15 protein-coding genes and 1 tRNA gene are annotated in these 18398 nt (G+C 72.2%); 4 read left to right on the top strand and 12 right to left on the bottom strand.

All coding sequences use genetic code 11. The annotated features are described in order from the left end of the window. Position 1 precedes the first annotated feature (1 nt). From AB0F10_RS08770 to AB0F10_RS08725, 10 genes are read right to left on the bottom strand one after another with little or no spacing between them, the layout of a single operon-like run. A complete protein-coding gene (locus AB0F10_RS08770) occupies positions 2-1330 on the bottom strand; it encodes an MFS transporter (protein WP_360621565.1) in 1329 nt (442 codons plus the stop codon). Further along, a complete protein-coding gene (locus AB0F10_RS08765) occupies positions 1327-2601 on the bottom strand; it encodes an ATP-grasp domain-containing protein (protein WP_360621563.1) in 1275 nt (424 codons plus the stop codon). Before AB0F10_RS08765 ends, AB0F10_RS08770 begins: the two co-directional genes overlap by 4 nt. Positions 2602-2624: 23 nt before the next feature. Beyond that, the gene (locus AB0F10_RS08760) at positions 2625-3914 is read right to left on the bottom strand and encodes a cation:proton antiporter (RefSeq protein WP_360621561.1); all 1290 of its coding nucleotides are present in this window, start codon (positions 3912-3914) and stop codon (positions 2625-2627) included. After that, positions 3914-5725 (bottom strand): ABC transporter substrate-binding protein, encoded by a 1812-nt coding sequence (locus AB0F10_RS08755; RefSeq protein ID WP_360621559.1) that lies wholly within the window; start codon positions 5723-5725, stop codon positions 3914-3916. The genes AB0F10_RS08760 and AB0F10_RS08755 overlap by 1 nt, the downstream gene beginning before the upstream one ends. Further along, positions 5722-6096, bottom strand: a complete 375-nt coding sequence (locus tag AB0F10_RS08750) for a hypothetical protein (RefSeq protein WP_360621557.1) — start codon at positions 6094-6096, stop codon at positions 5722-5724. The genes AB0F10_RS08755 and AB0F10_RS08750 overlap by 4 nt, the downstream gene beginning before the upstream one ends. Next, a complete protein-coding gene (ddaH, locus tag AB0F10_RS08745; protein ID WP_360621612.1) occupies positions 6093-6926 on the bottom strand; it encodes a dimethylargininase in 834 nt (277 codons plus the stop codon). Before ddaH ends, AB0F10_RS08750 begins: the two co-directional genes overlap by 4 nt. Positions 6927-6972: 46 nt before the next feature. Further along, entirely contained in the window at positions 6973-8217 is a 1245-nt protein-coding gene (locus tag AB0F10_RS08740; protein ID WP_360621555.1) for an ATP-grasp domain-containing protein, read from the bottom strand. Next, positions 8214-9845 carry a class I tRNA ligase family protein gene (locus AB0F10_RS08735; protein ID WP_360621553.1) on the bottom strand — a complete coding sequence of 544 codons (1632 nt, stop codon included), beginning with the start codon at positions 9843-9845 and terminating at the stop codon, positions 8214-8216. The genes AB0F10_RS08740 and AB0F10_RS08735 overlap by 4 nt, the downstream gene beginning before the upstream one ends. After that, positions 9842-10228, bottom strand: a complete 387-nt coding sequence (locus tag AB0F10_RS08730; protein ID WP_360621551.1) for a cupin domain-containing protein — start codon at positions 10226-10228, stop codon at positions 9842-9844. The genes AB0F10_RS08735 and AB0F10_RS08730 overlap by 4 nt, the downstream gene beginning before the upstream one ends. A gap of 13 nt (positions 10229-10241) precedes the next feature. Continuing rightward, on the bottom strand, positions 10242-11534 hold the full coding sequence (locus AB0F10_RS08725; RefSeq protein WP_360621549.1) for a SidA/IucD/PvdA family monooxygenase: 1293 nt from the start codon (positions 11532-11534) through the stop codon (positions 10242-10244). 504 nt (positions 11535-12038) lie between these two features. Here AB0F10_RS08725 and AB0F10_RS08720 point away from each other — a divergent pair. Further along, positions 12039-12713, top strand: a complete 675-nt coding sequence (locus AB0F10_RS08720) for a pyridoxamine 5'-phosphate oxidase family protein (protein WP_360621547.1) — start codon at positions 12039-12041, stop codon at positions 12711-12713. A 92-nt stretch (positions 12714-12805) separates the two neighbouring features. Here AB0F10_RS08720 and AB0F10_RS08715 read toward each other — a convergent pair whose 3' ends face one another. Further along, on the bottom strand, positions 12806-13471 hold the full coding sequence (locus AB0F10_RS08715; RefSeq protein WP_360621545.1) for a hypothetical protein: 666 nt from the start codon (positions 13469-13471) through the stop codon (positions 12806-12808). 365 nt (positions 13472-13836) lie between these two features. Here AB0F10_RS08715 and AB0F10_RS08710 point away from each other — a divergent pair, with 365 nt between their 5' ends. From AB0F10_RS08710 to AB0F10_RS08700, 3 genes are all read left to right on the top strand, one after another. Next, positions 13837-14826 (top strand): pectate lyase, encoded by a 990-nt coding sequence (locus AB0F10_RS08710; protein WP_360621543.1) that lies wholly within the window; start codon positions 13837-13839, stop codon positions 14824-14826. A gap of 134 nt (positions 14827-14960) precedes the next feature. Beyond that, a tRNA-Pro gene (locus AB0F10_RS08705) sits at positions 14961-15033 on the top strand. 1 nt (position 15034) lies between these two features. Further along, positions 15035-17239 (top strand): hypothetical protein, encoded by a 2205-nt coding sequence (locus tag AB0F10_RS08700; protein ID WP_360621541.1) that lies wholly within the window; start codon positions 15035-15037, stop codon positions 17237-17239. Here AB0F10_RS08700 and AB0F10_RS08695 read toward each other — a convergent pair. Continuing rightward, positions 17236-18363 (bottom strand): aminotransferase class I/II-fold pyridoxal phosphate-dependent enzyme, encoded by a 1128-nt coding sequence (locus tag AB0F10_RS08695; RefSeq protein WP_360621539.1) that lies wholly within the window; start codon positions 18361-18363, stop codon positions 17236-17238. The genes AB0F10_RS08700 and AB0F10_RS08695 overlap by 4 nt on opposite strands. Positions 18364-18398: the final 35 nt, after the last annotated feature.

The raw sequence follows: 18398 nt of genomic DNA, 5'->3' as shown, positions 1-18398 counted from the left end.
ATCACTTGGCCTCTTGAGCGACGGCACCGGCGGCCACCGGCGCCGGATCGCCCGGAACGCCCGGAACGTCGGCCGCCGGCTCGGCGGCGGCAGGGTCGGCGGCGGCAGGCACCTCGGTGCCCTTGGCCGGGACGCGGATCGCCGCCACGCCGAGGAAGGTCACCGCCAGGCCGGCGAGACCCATCACCAGCCACACCGAGTGACCGATCTGGGCGAACAGCAGGCCGCCGACCATCGGACCCAGGGCCACGCCGAGACCGAACATGAACTGGAAGCTGCCGACGTACCGGCCGGTGAGGTGGGCCGGTCCCGCCATGGCGGGGTAGGAGAAGATGGCCGGCGCGCCCACGAGCTCGGCCAGCGTCCAGATGAGGGTGCCGATGATGATCACCGCCGGGCCCAGCGGCAGGCCGTACACCGCGACGCCGATGCCCACCAGCGCGAACGCGGCGCCCGCGGTGATCCGCAGCGGCCAGTTCTGGGACAGCTTCGTGATCAGCAGCTCGAACGCGATGACCATGAAGCCGTTCAGCGAGACCGCCAGCGTGTACCAGAAGATCGCCACGCCCTGCGCCTCGACGTCCAGCGGCAGCGTGGACATGTACTGCACGTACACGATGCCGTTGATGAGGATGGCCACCAGATACATCAGGTAGCGCCGGTCGGCGAGGACCGCGGCGTAGCTCGCCTTGGGCGCGGGCTCGTCGGTCACGGCCGCCGCCTTCGGCTTGCTGGGCAGCACCACGTACGCGATGACGGCGTACAGGAAAGCGGCGACGGCGTCGGCCCAGAACAGCAGGGTGTACTGCTTGTCGTTGAGGTTGTACAGCGCGAAGCCGACAAGCGGCGCCGCCGTGGTGCCGAGGTTGAGGCAGAACCGGTACATCGCCATCGTCATGATCAGCCGGTTTCCCGGCGTGAGCTCGGCCAGCAGCGCGCTGGACGCCGGGCGGTAGATCTGCGTGACCAGGCTGATCAGGCCGACCGCGACCAGGATGAGCGCGTACGTCGGCAGGTAGAGCAGGGCGGCCAGCATCAGCCCGGAGCCGACCATGCTGATGATGGTGGCGGCCCGGGTGCCCAGCCGGTCGGCCAGCGAGCCGCCGACCAGGACGCCGACCACCGCGCCGGCGCCGTACACGCCGAGCGCGAGGGTCGCCTGTTCGACGCTGTAGCCCTTGGCGGTCAGGAACAGCACCAGGAAGATGTTGAGCAGGCCGCCGAGGCGGTTGATGAACACCCCGGCCAGGATCGCCTTCACCGCGGCCGGAGAGTCGCGGAAGGTGGTCCAGATTCCGGCGCTCTCGGCCGTTGTTGCTTCAGTCGTCATCGGGCGTGGCTTTCGCGCAGAAGGGACATTCGGGAATCTGTGTCGACCCGGAGCGCCGCCTCCGCGGCGTCCAGGCCCGACCGGCACTCGGCGATGGAGTCGCCGACCACGGTCGCGTAGGCGATGCGGCCCCACACCGTCCCCCTGGGCGGCGGGGAGACGACGGCGCCGGGCAGCGCGACCGGCACCGCCCGGTCGATACTGCCAGGAAGCGCGTCCGCATCGAAGGAGACCTCTTCGATCGTGGTGTCTTCCTCGTCCACATAGAAGAATCGGACGCCGGCGACCCGGCGCCGGGTGGGTGCGAGGTCCGGCGCCTGCCCGCAGGCGATCGCGGCCGCGGCCGGCCCGGGGTCCACGCCGGTGGCCAGCTCGCCCAGGTACGGGATGAGGTCGCCGCCGAGCCGGCCGTTGACCTCGATCAGCTGCGGGCCGTCCGCGGTCAGCATGAACTCGGTGTGCGTCCAGCCGTCCCGGAAGCCGAGCGCGGCGTGGGTGTCCTGCAGCGCGGCCCGCAGCACCGGGTCGCTCAGCAGCGGGTCGGCCGCGTCGACGAAGTGCCCGACCTCCTCCGCGTACGGCGGATAGCCGACGACCTTGCGTCCGACGAACAACGGGGTGACCACGCCGTCGCGTACCGCGGCGTCGACGCTGATCTCCTCGCCGAACACGCACTGTTCGACCAGGACCGGCTGGTCGGAGGCGTACAGCACCGGGTCCGGCGCCGTGGTGTCGCGGGTGAACGGGTACCCGGACCGCAGCTCGGCCGGGTCGGCGACCCGGACCACGCCGAGGCTGGCGCCGAGGCCGCGCGGCTTGAGCACGGCCGGGTAGCCGACCAGCTCGGCCGCGTCGAGGGCCTCCTGCTCGGTGCTGACCGGGATCGAGCGCGGCTGGCGCACCCCGGCGACGGCCAGCGCTGCCCGGGTCTGCGCCTTGTCCCGCAGCCGCCAGATCACCGCCGGGTCGCCGTTGCGCAGGCCGAGCGCCTGCGCGACGAACGCGGTGGCGTGGATCCGGCCCTCGTCCCAGCAGAGCACGCCGGCGACCGGGTCCTTCTCGTGCAGGACGCGGGCGGCCGCGGCCATCGCCGGCCCGTCCACGGTGCTGGGCAGCACCGTCCAGCCGGCCAGGTAGGGCTTCTCCCAGGTCGGCTCGGCCGTGTGCAGCAGGTGCACGTCGAACGCGGTGCCGATGGATTCCAGCAGGTACTGACGGTAGGTCTGCATCCCGCTGCCGACGAGCAGCAGCCGGGGTCGGGTGGTGGGCATCTTGAGACCCTTCTGGTCCGTGATCATGTGGCGTACGCCGTGTCCCGGGCCTGCTCCGCCGGGGTGACGGCGATGCGCCGCATCGCGGCGCGCAGCAGCGGCGGGGCCATCAGCGAGGTCACGATCGCGATGAGCATGACGATGGTGAACGAGGCGGTGCTGAGAATGCCGAGCCGCAGGCCGACCATGGCGACGATCACCTCGATCACCCCGCGGGCGTTGAGCCCCGCCCCGACGGCCAGCCCGCGCCAGTGATCGAGCCCGCCCAGCCGCGCACCGAGGTACGCGCCGGCGAACTTCCCGACCACCGCGACCAGCAGGACGGCGACGCCGGCCAGCAGGATCGGCGGGTGACGCAGCGCGGTCAGGTCCATCCGCAGCCCGGCCGTGGCGAAGAACAGCGGCGCCAGCACGGCCAGCACGAACGTGCGCAGCGCGGTGAGGTCCGGCAGCTCCTGCACCCCCGCGGAACCGATCAGGATGCCGCACAGCAGGGTGCCGAGGATCGGCTCCATGCCCAGCGCGTGGGTGCCGGCCCCGGCGAACAGCAGGAGCACGACAACGGTCGCGACCGCCACGCCCGCCTCGCCGGTGCGGGCCGCCCAGCGCAGGCAGATCCGCACCACCGGGCGGCCGATCAGCACCGCGAAGACGATGATGGCGAGCAGGTAGCCGACCGAGGTCAGCACGAACCCGGCCGTCACCCCGGTGATCACCATCGCCGACACGACCGACAGCAGCAGCCAGCCGGCGATGTCGTCGACGGCGGCCGCCGCAATGATCAACTGGCCGACGTCGCGGTGCAGCAGCCGCATCTCCAGCAGGGTCTTGGCGATGACCGGGATCGCGCTGACGCACAATGCGACGCCGATGAACAGCGCGAACACCGTGCGGTCGGAGCGGGTGCCGAGCATCGACGCCGGGAGCACGAACGCCGTCGCGATGCCCAGCCCCAGCGGCACCAGCAGCCCGCAGGCGCTGACCGCCGCCGCCTTCGCGCCCTGCCGGCGGATCAGCGGCAGATCGAGATGCATGCCGGTGATGCCCACCAGCAGCAGGACGCCGAGCAGCCCGACCGCGTCGAGCAGGTTCAGCTGGCCCGCGGCGCGCGGGAACAGCCAGCCGGCCGCCCCCGGCGCCACGTGCTCCAGCAGCGACGGGCCGAGCAGCACCCCCGCGGTCAGCTCGCCGACCACGGCCGGCAGGCGGAGCCGGACGGCGATCCGGCCGAACAGCACGGCCAGGCCGAGCAGCAGCGCCAACTGCAGCAGCAGCACCAGCATCGGATGGGCGCCGATGGGCGGAACCGGCATCACTGCGGATCCTCGGCGTAGTACCAGTTCTCGGGGTTGATCATGCCGAACGGGTTGACCGGCTCGAACCCGTGCAGATTCCTCGCCACCTCGAACAGCCGGATCGGGAAGTTCGGCGTGAAGATCACCGGGGCCTGCTCGGCGATGTAGTCCTGGTACTCGTACAGGATCTCCGGGTCCTCGGAGGTCACCGTGCGCCCGATCAGCTCGTCCGCCCTCGGGTCGCAGTAGTGCCCGAAGTTGCCGCCCGCGTCGGCCTTGAACAGGATCTCCCCGGTCGGGTAGTGGTAGACCCAGCCGCCGTTCCAGCAGCACATCTCCCACAGGCACGGGCTGTCCGGGCCGGGCACGCAGGGCGCGTCCTCGGCGACCAGCACCGAGCCGTAGACCTCCTCCAGGCGCAGCTCGATGCCGGCCGCGGCAGCGTCCCGGCGATACTTGGTCATCAGCTGGGTCAGCGCCGGCCGGCCCTCCACGTAGCGCAGCAGGATGGACAGCTTCGCGCCGGCCGGGATGCCCGCACCGGCCTCGCCCGGCCCGGTGCCCGGGCGTACGCACACCGCGGGGGTGGTGCTGGTGTCCCAGCCGTTGGCCTCGAGCAGTTGCCGGGCCCGGTCGACGTCGAACGGCAGCGGCCAGGCACCCTCGCGCTGGCGCGGCGACACGAGGCCGGTCTTCGGGATCATCGGCACCGGCCCGTTCTGCCGGTAGGCGTAACCCTGGTAGATGTCGCGCACCGCGGCGTCCTGGTCCAGGGTGCTCTGCAGCGCCTGCCGCAGGTACGTCTGCGCGAACAGCTTCCCCGTCACGGTCGGGTTGTTGAAGTTCAGCGAGATGTACCGGATGCAGTACGCCACCTGCGGCACCAGCGTGTAGTCGTCGCCCAGCGGGTTGGCCCCGCCGACCGTCGGATCGGTGGTGGGCTCGGTGGCGAAGCTCAGCGGCAGGTACCCGACCTGGATGGCGTCCGGACCCTCCGGCCCCGCCTGCAACATCCGGTACTGCCCCTCGTCGGAGAACGTCGGTACCTGCCGGAACTCGTCCAGGTACGGCTTGTTCGGCCCGCTGTAGTGCTGGTTCGGCACGAAGGTCACCACGCCGGCGAGGGTGTAGCTCTTCAGCCGCCACGGGCCGCTGACGACGCTCCAGATCGGGCTGTCGGCCCACCTCGTACGGTGCTCGTTGCCCTCGTCGCAGATGTCGCCCTGCTCGGCCATGAGGTACTCGTAGACCGCCTCGACACAGGCGAGGTCGCCGGAGGCGTTCGCCGGGCCGTCGGCGGTCCGGTCCCAGGCCCGGGGCAGCGGGGTGATCATGCTGAGCTGGTTCTTCAGTACCCAGGAGCGGGAGTACACCTGGTCGAAGGTGAAGTAGACGGTGTCCTCGGACAGCTTGCCGTAGTCGGTCAGGTTGTCCGGGAAGTAGCCGGGCACGTACTCGCCGTACCGGGCGCCCTTGACCTTCATGAGGTTCACCCAGAACAGCACGTTGTCCGCGCAGACGGTTTCGCCGTTGGACCACTTCCACGGCTTGACCTTGATCGTGACGGTCAGCCCGTCCTCGCTCCACACCGGCGGCTCGCCGATGCTGGTGGAGTAGTCCACGTCGGGCACGCCGTCGCTGCCGAAGAAGTACAGCGTCCGGTACATCAGCGCCTGGAACTCCAGCACGTTGCGGGTGCCCATGCGCTCCGCGGGGGTGAACGGGAAGATCACCGCGGGTGGGAAGCCCGGCGCGCACGCCCAGGTGACCACCCCGCCCTGCTTCGGCCGCCGCGTTCCGGCGCCCGCCTCGACTGTCTCGACGCTCACGATCGCTCCTTGGCTGCCGCCGGCTGGGCGGGGGTTTCGGTGGACGGAATCTCCTCGATGCAGGACACCCCGGTGCTCGCCTGGGCGCCGAAGCGCTCCCACTGCTCGTGCAGCCGGATCCGGCCGTCGGCCAGGACCTCCGGGGTGCTGCGGCAGTGGCCGGTGATCACCTCGCCGGTGTCGAGGACCATGCAGTAGCCGAAGGTGAGCCGGCCGTCCGGCCCGGCGGTGCCGGTCAGCACGCCCCGGCGGGCGTGGCCGCCGGTGAACTCGCCCCACAGCAGGTCGCCCTGCTGCCGGTAGCGCGCGACCCGGCCGTCCTCGCCGGCCGCACCGCCGACCGGCCGGAATCTCTTGTTGTCGTAGTTCACGGCGCCCGCAGCTCCAACGTGCAGCACTTCGCGCTGCCTCCGCTCTTCATGAGTTCGGACAGGTCCACGCCGATGGGCACGAACCCGTGCTGACACAACTGGTCGGCCAGCCCGGTGGCCTTCTCCGCGAGCACCACATGCCGGCCGTCGGAGACCGCGTTGAGACCGAACGCCGCGGCGTCCGCGTCGCCGGCCAGGATCGCGTCCGGGTACAGCCGGCTCAGCAGCGCCCGGCTGTCCGCGGAGAACGCGGCGGGGTAATACATGATCTCGTCGTGGTCGAGGACCGCGAGGGCCGTGTCCAGGTGGTAGTAGCGGGGATCGACCAGCTCCAGGGTGACCACCGGATGGCTGAAGACGCGCTGCATCTCGGCGTGCGAACGGGGGTCGGTGCGGAACCCGGTGCCGGCCAGGATCCGCCGGCCGGTGAAGAGGTAGTCGCCCTCGCCCTCGTTGACGAACTGCGCCTGGTGGACCTGGTACCCGCGCTCTGCGAGCCAGCCGGCGTACGCGGGGCCCTCGGCGGCCCGTTCGGCGTGCCGGAACCGGGCCGCCAGGACCTGACCGTCGATGACGGTGGCGCCGTTCGCGGCGAACACCATGTCGGGCAGGCCCGGGATGGCCGGAATCTGCTCGACGGTGTGACCGAGTCCGATGTAGAGGTTCCGCAGCCGGTCCCACTGGCGCACCGCCCGGCCGCCGTCGGTGGGCCGGTCCGGGTCCATCCACGGGTTGATGGAGTACGTGACGTCGAAGTGCCCGGGCGGGCACATCAGGAAGCTGCGGGGGCGTGCCGTGCGGGTTCGCCGCGCGGCACGTCCCTCGAGAATGCTGGAGGACACGTCGTTTCCCTAGGGTTGGTGGGTCGCCGGTCTGCTACTGCGCGAACCTGACGACGATCCGCTCGGCCAGCCGGTTCATGGTGGCCAGCGCGTCGTCCTGCGAGGTGCCGGTGGTGCCGAGGAAGCCGAGGATGGTGTTGCCGTCCGGCGGCCGCTTGATGACGTCGCCCGGCCGCGCGGTGATCTTGAGCAGGAAGACCTTGTCCGACTCGCTGACCTCCGGCGGCACCTCCACGTGCTCCACCACGCCCGCGTCGCTGATCAGGCACATCGCGGTGAGGTGCGTACCGGTCGGCTGGTAGTGCCGGACGTCGGGCCGGCGGCCGACGGCGATATCCCGGACGGCCTTGATCGGGTCGTGCGCCGCGGTCAGCCGGGCGATCTCGTCCAGGCCGCCGCCGCCGACCCGGGCTGCGATCTCGAGCAGGTAGGGCCGGCCCTCGTGGAACCGGACCTCCGCGTGCATCACGCTGCGCCGCAGGCCCTGGCCGCGGGCCGCGGCCGCCACGGCCGCGTGCACCTCGGCCAGGTCGTCCGGGCCGAGCGAGGTCGGCGCGCCGTGCACGTCGTCGTCGAAGGTGCCGCCCTCGGCCGTGATGCGGTCGACCACGGAGCCGAGGAACAGCTCGCCGTCCCAGGCGACCGCCTCGATGAGGTACTCGCGACCGTCCAGGAAGGACTCCACCATCAGGCCCTGCGGGCCGAGGTCGATGCCGTCGGCCTCGGAGACCACCCAGAACATCTCCTGGATGCCCTTGCTGGCCTGCTCGAAGCGCTCCGCCAGCTCACTCGCGTCGTCGACCTTGAACACGAAGTTGCTGCCCGCGCCCATGGTGGGCTTGAGGATGACCGGGTAGCCGAACTCCTCGGCCGCGGCCAGCGCGTCGTCGAGCTCGGGCACGAAGCGGTACCCCGGGACGGGCGCACCGGCCCGCTCGTACGCCTGCCGCATCAGGTACTTGTTGCGGCTGCACCGGGCCGCCTCAACGCCGATGCCGGGCAGGCCCAGCGCGTCCGCGACCGCGGCGACCGCGACCACCGCGGACTCCGAGAAGGTGATGACGCCGTCGAACTGCTCCTGCTCGTGCCAGGCGCGAGCCTCGGCGACGAGGTCGTCGACGTGCTTGGAGCCGGCCAGCCGATACCGCTCGGCCGGCCAGAAGTCGGGCGTACCCTCGCCGTTGAGCACGTACAGGTCGACGCCGAGCGCCTCGACCTGGCGGTACCGGGAGATGTAGTAGGACAGGTACTGGCGGGTCTCGATCGTCAGCAGTTTCATGCCGCACCTCCAGCGACGGTGGCGAGTTCGGCGCTGCGATCCGCGGCGGGCCGCGCTCCGGAGGGCAGCAGGGGAAGCAGGAACGCCGGCACGGCGCCCGGCTGGGTCCGGTCGAAGCGGAGATCGACCCCGTCGTCCGCGGCCTCGGCGGCCGCGTCGGCCAGGATCGGGGCCGCGCCGGCCAGCAGGGTGCGGATCTCCAGCAGCAGGTCACCGATCGTGCCGCCGTGCTCGCCCCGGTCCAGCGCCTCGGCCGCCGCGCGCATCCGGCCCAGGTTGCTGAGCACGGTCTCCGCGGCCCGGGCCGGGCTGTAGTCGGCCAGCTCGTAGCAGGCCCGGAACCGCTGCCGCAGCAGCTCGGCGCGGGCCTGCCCGGCCACGGTGACCGGCAGTGGGGAGCGGATGTCGACGCCGGACAGGGCGAGCGACAGCGCGTCGGACAGCGCGTTCCAGGGCCGCACCAGGCGGCGCTCGATGACGCCGGTCAGGGCCGCCCGGTCGAAGTTGGTGCGCTGGCACTCCGGCCCGGTGAGGGCCAGGTAGAACCGGACCAGGTCGCGAGGCACCTCGGCGACCAGATCCGCGGCCCAGACGAGATGGTTGCGGCTGGTGGAGAACTTCTCCCCGTCGAGGTCGTAGAACTCGTTGCACACGTTGGCCGCCGGGGTGACGTAGCGGTCGCCGTGCGCCATCAGGAACACCAGGTCCATCAGGCCCCAGTGGTACACGTTGTCGAAGCCGTGGAAGTAGACCAGCTCCGCGTCGTTCTCCCGGCGCCACAGCCGATCCGTCGCCTCCGCCGGGGCGCCCGCCGCCTGCCAGGTGCTGTACATCGACGCGGGCATGGCCTCGACCCACGGGTACAGGACCTGCCCGGGGGTCTCCGGGAACGGTGCCGCGATCCCCCAGCTGCCCGGCACGGTCACCGGTACGTCCGGCAGGGGCCGGGCCAGCAGCTCGCGGACGAGCTGGCGGGCGTGCGGGCGCCAGCGCTCCGCGTGCTCGGCGAAGTACGCGGTCAGCCGCTCGCGGTACTCCTCCAGCGGCAGCACCAGGATGGTGGCGTCGCGGTGGGTCACCGGATCGGCGGGGTCCAGGGACGAGACCGGTTCCAGCAGCTCGTCGTAGTTGTTCGGGTGCCCGCAGTTCTCGCAGCCGCCGCCGCTGCTGTTCGCCAGGCAGTGCGGGCAGACCCCGCTGACCAGGCCGTCGTAGAGGAAGGTACCGGCGTGCTGCGCGTACGGCAGGCGTACCGTCCGCAGCCGGAACCGGCCCAGCGCGCGCAGCGCGCCGAGGAACCCGAGGACGGTCCGGCGGTACTTCTCGTCGATCGGCGGCAGCGGGGCCATCGAGATGCCGGTGGCCTCGAGGGTGCGCTGTATCGCCGCGGTGGACCGGCTGACCAGCTCCGCGGGCGTCACCTGCCGGCGGTGCGCGGTCGTCACCACATAGCTCTGGCTGTCGTCCGTGCAGGTCGTGTAGGTCACCGGGCGGCCGTTGGCCCGCAGGTACCGGGCGTAGATGTCGCCGGCCAGGTAGGGACCGGCCAGGTGCCCGACGTGCAGGTCGCCGTTCGAGGTGGGCGTGGCGGCGATGATGATCGCCGGCCGCCGCTCGCCGCCGGTCACGCCGCCGCCTCCGGCTGCTGCGCCTGGTGCCGGGTGAGGAACCGGTCGGACATCTCGGCGTCCCACCAGACGGCGTACATGGCGAAGGCGTCGTCGCCGTTGTTGACCACCTGGTGCCGCTCGTGCGGGGTGAAGTGCACGATGTCGCCCGCCACGAACGGAACCCGGGCGGTGTCGGTGATGATCTCGGCGGCGCCGGTCATGGCCACCCAGACCTCGTACTCGTGGTGGCCGTGCGCGCCCGAGGAGGCGCCCGGCGGAACGACGCACCAGGACCCCTCGAACGGGGCGTTGAGTGCCGTCCAGGGCAGCAGCCGCTGGGCCATGAGCCCGTTGTCGGGCGTCAGGCCGTCGCTGTCCACACGGCGAATCTGCATGGTCATGTCATGGCCTCCTTCAGCTTGCGAGCGAGAGGGTGCTGAGTCGCCGGTCGGAACCGCGGCGCTCCAGCAGGTCGTTGACGATCTCTCCGGACCGGGCGGCGAGCACGCTCAGCAGCGAGTCCGCGATCCCGTGCGTGGCCTCGTTGACGCCCATCAGGTAGCAGCCCGCCTCGGCGCCGCTCGGCAGGTGCAGCCGGTAGTTGCGGTCCACCGTGGCGGCGGGCAGGTCCAGCGCCTGCGCCAGGTTCTGCACCATCCGCGGCATCTCGGGCACGAATCCGGTGCCCAGCAGGACGGTGTCGCAGCACAGCTCGCTGCGCTGGCCGTTCTTGCGATCCACCAGGCTCAGCACGACGGTGTCGTCCTCGAGCCGGGCGCCCGCGACGTCCACCATCGTGATCATCTTCAGGCGCTGGGCGTCGGTGAGCCGTTCCAGGTACATCTGGCGGTAGAGCGTGTCCAGGGTCGCCGGCGCCAGGCCCGCGTAGTTGCTGCGGTGCATCTCGCGCAGCAGCTGGGCGCGGGCCTCGGGCTCCGCGGCGTGGAACTCGTCCACGAACGACGGGTAGAACAGCTCGTTGGTGAACTTGCTGCTCTCGTAGCCGTTGAGGCCGATGGAGCGCATCACCATCGTGCACTGCGCCTGCGGGAAGCGCTGGTGCACCGACCAGAGCATCTCCGCGGCGCTCTGCGCCCCGCCGACCACGGCGAACCGGCCCGAGGCGGCCTCGTCGAGCTGCTCGACCCGCATGCCGAACTCGACGCTGTGGATCACCCGTTCGCGCGGCAGGTCACGGAACTGCTCGGGCACGTTCGCGTCCCGGCCGGCGCCGATCACCAGGTCCCGGGCGGCGATGGTGCTGCCGTCGGCCATCGTGACCAGCCAGCCGACGACCGCGCCCGCCGTGTTCTTGCGCGGCACGATCGAGGTGCACTCCTTGCCGTACTGGATGCGTACCCGGCGCAGGGACTCGGCCACCCAGCGCAGGTAGTCGGAGATCTCGAGCCGGTACGGCGTGAAGCTGCCCAGGTTGATGAACTGATCGAGCCGATCAACCGAGTACAGGTAATTGACAAAGGAGAAGGCGCTGCGCGGATTGCGCAACGTCACCAGGTCCTTCAGGAACGACACCTGGCTCTGCGACCAGGGCAGCAGCATCCCGCGCTGCCAGGCAACGTCCTGGTGCCTCTCGATGATCACCGAGTTGGCGGCGACCTCGGGGGCAAGCTCCTCCAGGGCGACGGCGAGCGCGAGGTTCGCCGGTCCTGCACCAATGGCGAGGAGCTCAACTTCTTGGTGTTGCACTGCAACCTCCAGGTTGTCCCGCACGATGTCTTCGTCGGCCCGTCGCGGGAACTACGGCCGGGTCTTGGCTGACCGGTGGGTATGTCGGTTCGTCATCTCGCAATCCGATCCAGGCAGGGAGGTCGTCGATCGCCCGGCCAGGTCCGCGGCACAACCGGTCGGCCGCGGCGGCGGCAGGCACGGCGCGACTGGATCGACGCCCATCACCGCCCCCTCTCGACCGGCCGCCGGCGGCGTGCCGGTTCGGTACGGGAGCAATGGTGAGGGCGAAGGTTGGAGTGCCCGCTGGAGTCAGCGTTGGAGTGCGCACAGGAATGGGCCGCACGGTCAAGTCCCATAGCGGCCGGAATCGACTGTAGTCGATGCAACCGCCCGCCGCAGCACCAGACGGGAAGTTCTCGCCGGTATGCGGCAGGTCAGCGTTTTCCGGCGTCTTCGGTCAATACGTTACGGTCAGCTCTCGCAAGGGACCGCCACCGATCGGGCTTTCAGGGAAAGGCAGAGATGAGCGAGAGCACGGCCGCCGGCGCACTTTCCGCCACGCCACGCACGACGTTGCGGCGTGGCCGGGACAAGGGCCGCGTCGCCCGCGAGGACCTCTACGCGGTGCTGCGCGCCGCCTTCGTCTGCCACCTGGGCGTCGACGTCGACGGCGTCCCGATGGTGGTGCCGACCGTCTACGGTTTCGACGACGACCGCCTCTACCTGCACGGCTCCGTGGCCAGCCGGTCGCTGACCGGGCCCGGGGCGACCGTGTGCGTCACCGTCACGGTGGTCGACGGCCTGGTGCTGGCGCGCTCGATGTTCGAACACTCGGTGAACTACCGCAGCGCGATGATCTACGGGACGCCGCAGGTCCTCACCGACCAGCGGGACAAGCTCGACGCGCTGCGCATCGTCAGCGAGCACGTCACGCCCGGCCAGTGGGACTACGCGCGCCGGCCCAGCCCCAAGGAGCTCGCGGCGACCACCATGCTGGCCCTGCCGCTCGACGAGGCCTCGGTCAAACTGCGCAGCGGACCGCCGGACGACGCCGACTCCCCCGACGCGGAGCTGGGCCTCTGGGCGGGCGAGCTGCCGCTGCGCGCCTCCTGGCAGGAGCCGGTTTCCGACCCGGCGCTCAGCCCCGCGGTGCCGCCGCCGCCGCACGTGCTGGCGCTGGCGGCCCGCCCGGCCTGATCAACGAGCCTTTTCAACGTGGCCCGGGCGGCAGTGCCCGGCGGGGGTCGACGGCCCGGACGCCGCCGGCCCGGGGCCAGGGTGAAAATTGCTCATTGCGGGTCGCCGGCCGGCACCGTCCCACGGGTGTAGGCCAGGTAGCAGTAGTCGTCGAGCATCTTCGCCAGGGTGCGGTCCGGCTGCCCGAGGCTCGCCGCGAGGGCCGGCTCGTCCAGCCCGGCCTCGGCCAGCACCCGGACCGCCCACTCGCGGCCGAGGCGCTGGTGCGCGACGTAGGCCGCGGCATCGCGGCCCCGGTGCAGGGAGTCCGCGATCGCCGCGTCCCACGGCATCAGCGCGGCCGGGCGCAGCGCGTAGAGCAGTTTGGTCGCCGCGGTGGGGCCCAGCCCGCGCGCCCGCGGCGGGGCCGACACCGGCGTCGCGACCAGCGCCGCGTAGGCCGGGCCCAGGGCGTCGATCGCCGGGTCCGCCAGTTCCGCCAGCGTGACGCCGGCCCCCGGCAGCGTCGCCGACCACTGCGCCCACCAGCGACCCAGGCCCGCGCCGGCCACGTCGGGCTCGCCCGGCCGGGGGTAACGGATGCGGCAACCCCACGCGTTGAGCCAGCGGAGCGCGGCCTGCTGGTGCGCCGGCCGGGACAGGTCGATCGCGGGGGCGGTGGCGCCGAGCAGCGTCTGCCACGAGGTGTCCGGGCCCGCCGTGGCGAACTCGGCGACCGCGACCCGCAACGTCCGAAGTGGAAGTGGTGTTGTGCGCATGGGCGGACCCTAACGGAGCGGTCCGACGCGGCGCGGGACCGCCGCCGCCCGCCGGGTGTCCGATGTGACCACATGCGCAAGCCGCGATACGAGAGCGCGGCACGAAACGCCAGGTCACCGTGAACCGGTTAAGGAGAGCCCGGCGAACGGCACGGTCAAGAGATTGACATCAATCAATGGCAGGCCTAGGTTCAGGCCGGGTAAGCGCTTACCTGCAGGCCGGAGCCGCTCAGCCGAAGAGGCCGGCGAGCCGCTCCGCACATCTCCAAAGGCGCCAAACCGGCCCGCCCGCCCAGCACCGAGCGCGCGAGGGCCGAGTCCCGTGCCGCCCCGGCGGCATCCACTCTCCCCATGGAGGAAACCCCATGCTCACAACGGCACAGCCGGCGGCGGCCCGCACCCATCGCCGCCGCATCGTCATCGCGGCACTCTCGGCCGGCATCCTCGCCGTCGGCGGCACGCTGACCGCCACTCAGCTCAGCGCGGCCGCCGCAGAATCCAGCCCGGTCGGGTACGCCGGCATGAACGGCGGCACGAGCGGCGGATCGTCCAGCACCGTGGTGACCGTGACCTCGGCGTCGGCGCTCAAGTCGGCGCTCAGCTCGGGCACCTCGCAGACCGTCCGGGTCTCCGGCCTGATCTCGATCTCCGGCATGTACAGCGTCGCGTCGAACAAGACGGTCATCGGCGTCGGCTCCGGCTCCGGGCTGACCGGCGGCGGCCTCAACCTCTCCGGCGTCCGCAACGTGATCATCCGGAACCTGGTGTTCCGCAACGCCAGCGATGACTCGATCAACGTCCAGTCGAGCACCACGAACGTCTGGATCGACCACAACGACCTGGCCAACGGGTACGACGGCCTGATCGACATCAAGCGCGGGTCGGACTTCATCACGGTGTCGTGGAACCACCTGCACGACCACGACAAGTCCATGCTGCTGGGCCACAGCGACGACAACGCCGCCGAGGACCTCGGGCACCTGCGGGTGACCTACGTGCACAACTGGTTCGACGGCACCAACCAGCGGCACCCGCGGGTCCGCTTCGCCAACCCGGTGCACGTGCTCAACAACTACTACAGCAACATCGGCTCCTACGGCGTCGCCTCCACCGAGAACGCCGGCGTCTACGTCGAGCGCAACTACTTCGAGAACGTGGCGAACCCGACGGTCACCCAGACCGGCGACTCCGACCCCGGCAACCTCAAGGTGCTGAACAACTACAAGGTCAACTCGGGCACCGAGCAGGTCCGCAACGGCGCCGCCGTCGCGGCGATCCCCTACTCCTACACCCCGGAGGCCAACAACAAGGTCAAGGCCACCGTCACCGCGGGTGCCGGCACCGGCAAGATCTGATCCACGCCGGCGGCGGCGCCCCGAAATCGCCGCCGCCAGGTGGTTCAGCGCCGCCCCTGAGGTTAGTAAATGCGGCGCGTTCCTGCAGGTCGGTGCTTTATGGTCTGCTCGCGGGCCCGGTTTAGCCGGGGCGGCAGCGTGTAGCTCAGTCAGGAGAGCACCGGGCTTGGGACCCGGAGGGCGCGGGGGCGGAGCCCGCCACGCTGGCATGGAGAACAACCAGGTGGGCGACGGCTACCCGCAGGGGCAGCTCGGGTCCGCGTTCGTGACCGCGGTGACCCACGAGGATGCGACCACTCGCGCGCGTGCCGAGGGACGGGTCCGGCGCTGGTTGCGAGTGCTCGCGGGAATGGTGTCGGGCACGCTGACGATCGGTTCGCGTACGCCGGTGGCCGGGTTGCCCGCCTGGGTCACGCCGCAGGTGGTCCGCGGTGGGTTCGCCACCGGCACGGCCGCGGCGGGTGGGCCGCTGCGCGCACACGAGGCGGCCGTGGCCGGCAAGCGGGAGGCGGTCTTCGCGCACTGTCTGACCGATGCCGGGCAGGCGGAGCTGTGCGCCCTGCTGGACGGCGGCGGCTACCGGCTGGAATTCCCGGAGCAGGCGGCCCTGCTCGCCGTGGCGTGGCTGCTGCGGGCCGGTGACCGGGCCCGGGCGCACGGCCTGCTGCAGGAGATCGGACCGTACGCCCCGGAGCTGTGCTTCACCCCGGCGCCGGATCCGGCCGGCGCGCAGGATCCGTCGGTGGTGTGGCGGACCAGCGCCGGTGAGGTCGGCGCCGCGCTGGCCGGCCGGCGGGAGAACGCCCGGGTGGAGGCGAAGCGCGAGGCGCTGACGGTGTGGAACCCGTTCGCCGACGAGCTGCTGAGCCTGTGGCTGGAGACCCGCGACGACGGCGGCGCGGTGGCGGCCGTGTTCCCGCCCGGCTGGCACGCTCGGGCCGGGGCGCTGCTCGGCCGGTACGAGGCGCTCGCCGCCGTGCACACCCGCTGCGGCAAGCATCGCCGCCCGAAGGAGAATCTGGCCATCCTGCGCGCGGCCGCCCGGGAGGTGGTCGACGGCCGCGACCTGCCGCCCCGCACGCGGGGGATGCTGCGCCACGTGGCCGACTCGATGCTGGCGCGGCGCGGACGGCCCGGATCCGCCGAGCACGCCGCGCTGCGGCTGGTGCAGGAGCGGGAGGCCGAGGTACCCGCCCATCACCTGCTGACCCGGGTGGTGGTGGCCCGGATCGCGAGGCTCGACCCGGAGGCGGGCATCCGTGACGTCGACGCGGTGTGCGTCCCGGTCGGCGTGGACGAGGCGGGCCTGGTTCCGGCCGGCACGCCGATCCCGGAGCCGATCCGGCGGGTCGTCCGGCGCGCGACGGCCGGGCGGGTGGACGAGCTGCTCGACGCCGGCCTGCTGCCGTCGGCCGAGGTGCTGGCCGAGCTGGTACCGCAGCTCACCGCCGAGGCCGGCGCCGCCGCGTACCCGGATCCCGCCCTGCGGGCGCTGATGGCGGCGACCTACCGCGCCTTCAGCCGCCGGCGCTCGCTGCTGCTGCTCGACCTGGAGCACCAGGTGCGGTGGACCGAGCTGCCGTGGGTCCGGGCGCTGCGCCCGTACCGGCAGAGCGGCGACGACACCCGCACCGAGGCGCACGCCACCCTGCGGCGGCTCGGCGAGCTGGCCCTGGACGGGTTCCCCGCCACGCTGCTGCCCAACCCGCTCGTGCGGGAGCTCGCGGCGCTGTCCCGGGAAGCCGACGCCGGCCTGCCCTGGGTGGAGGAGCTGGCCGCCGACATCTTCATGGGCCGGTTCTCGCCCAAGTTCGCGCGCGCCGCCCACCTGGCCGGCGAGCTGCTCACCGGCACGCTGTACGCCCGTTACTACGACATCGATTACCCGGCGCTGCCGCCGCCCGGCGGTTCGAGCGGCGCCGCGTTCGACGCGCTGTGCCGGGCCCGGGCGGACCAGCCGCGCGGGCACTCGCCGGTCGCGGCCAACGGCACGGTGATCGAGCAGGCCCAGATCCTGACCACCCACAACCTGGCCACCCTGGTCCATTCCGTCGGCGTCACGCCGGCCGCCGGCTGGGCCGAGCCGGCTCGGCGCGCCTTCGCCGCCGCGCTGCGGCTCGCCGGCCGCATCGACGGCAACCCGCGGCCGCTACCGACGATCAAGGACATCGCGTACGCGTGGCGGCACCTGGTCTTCTTCCTGTCGCTCCCGGACGCGGGTGACCCGAGGCCGCTGATCGACGGGTTCCATGCCGACCTCGCCGCCGCGCCGGCCGCCGTGCGGGCCAGGATCGGGCCGGCCCTGGTCGGGCTGGGCTACGTCGCCGCGGGCGGCCGGTTCACCGACGACCGCACACCGGCCGGCGGGCGCCGCCTGCTCGGCTGGACGACCGGGCAGCACTGGATGCGCTAGCCGCGCCGCCAGGCCTCGATCAGGCGGGCGGCGCCCTCCCGGAGCCGGTCCGGTCCGGCCGCGGCGAAACACAGCCGGGCGCCGGGCTCGGCACCGAACCGCCGCCCGTCGGCGTAGGACACGCCGCACTGCTCCGCCCTCAGTCGCAACGCCGCGCTGTCGGACGCCGGCGGCAGCCGCACCCACGCGAAGAACCCGCCGTGCGGCGTGATCACCTCGAACTCCGGGGGCAGGGCGCCGTCGAGCGCGCCGAGCAGCGCGTCGCGGCGGGCGCGCAGCTGCTGCCGGAGGGTGACGATGCGCCGGTCCAGGTCGCCGTCGGCGCAGCCGGCCGCCACCGCCATGACGGTGAAGTGGGTCGGCCCGCCGCCGCTGTGCCGGACCGGGTCGGCGGCCAGCTCCGCGGCGAGCCGCTCCCCCGTCACCAGCCAGCCGGCCCGCAGGCCGGGCGCCAGGCACTTGGCGAACGAGTACAGGGCCACGACGCGATCGCGATCCTCCGCGTACGTCCACAGGGGTGGCGGTGGTGGCGCCCCGAAGCTCAGGTCGGTGTACGCCTGGTCCTCGATGACGAACATCCCCTCCCGCTCCGCGAGCTCGACCAGCGCACGCCGCCGCTCGGCCGGCAGCACCCGGCCGGTCGGATTGTGGAACGTCGGGATGAGGTACATCGCCGGCGCGCGCCCCGAGGCGCGGGCGGCCGAGCGGGCGGCCCGGGCGAACGCGTCGACGTCCACGTCGTCCACCGGCCCGGGAACCGGCCGCACCGGCACGCCGCGGGCCTCGAAGATCCGCCGGCCCAGGTCGTACGTGGAGGCCTCGGTCAGCAGCGTGCGGCCCTGCGCCGCGAGCAGGAGGGCGAGCTGGTCCAGCGCGGCGGAGGTGCCGGCGGTGGTGACCACGTTCGCCGGTGTGCAGCCCGCGAGCCGCCCCGCCAGCGCCGCACGCAGCGGCAGCGGCCCCGCGTCGGCGCCGTACCCGAGGGTCTGCGTCCCCCAGCGCCGCAGCGCACGCCGGGTCCAGCGGCCCAGCAGCTCGACCGGCAGCAGCTCCGGATCGAGGTAGCCGGGATCGAGGTTCACGATTCCGGGGCGCGGCTCACCCTGGGTAACGTCCGCCTGCATGGACACACCTCCCGATCGGGAACTGTGAGGCTATT

It is taken from the genome of Actinoplanes sp. NPDC026623, assembly GCF_040638275.1.
Classification (GTDB): domain Bacteria; phylum Actinomycetota; class Actinomycetes; order Mycobacteriales; family Micromonosporaceae; genus Actinoplanes.
The sequence above is the reverse complement of the archived record's forward strand: the minus strand, read 5'-3'. Positions and strand labels throughout refer to the sequence as shown.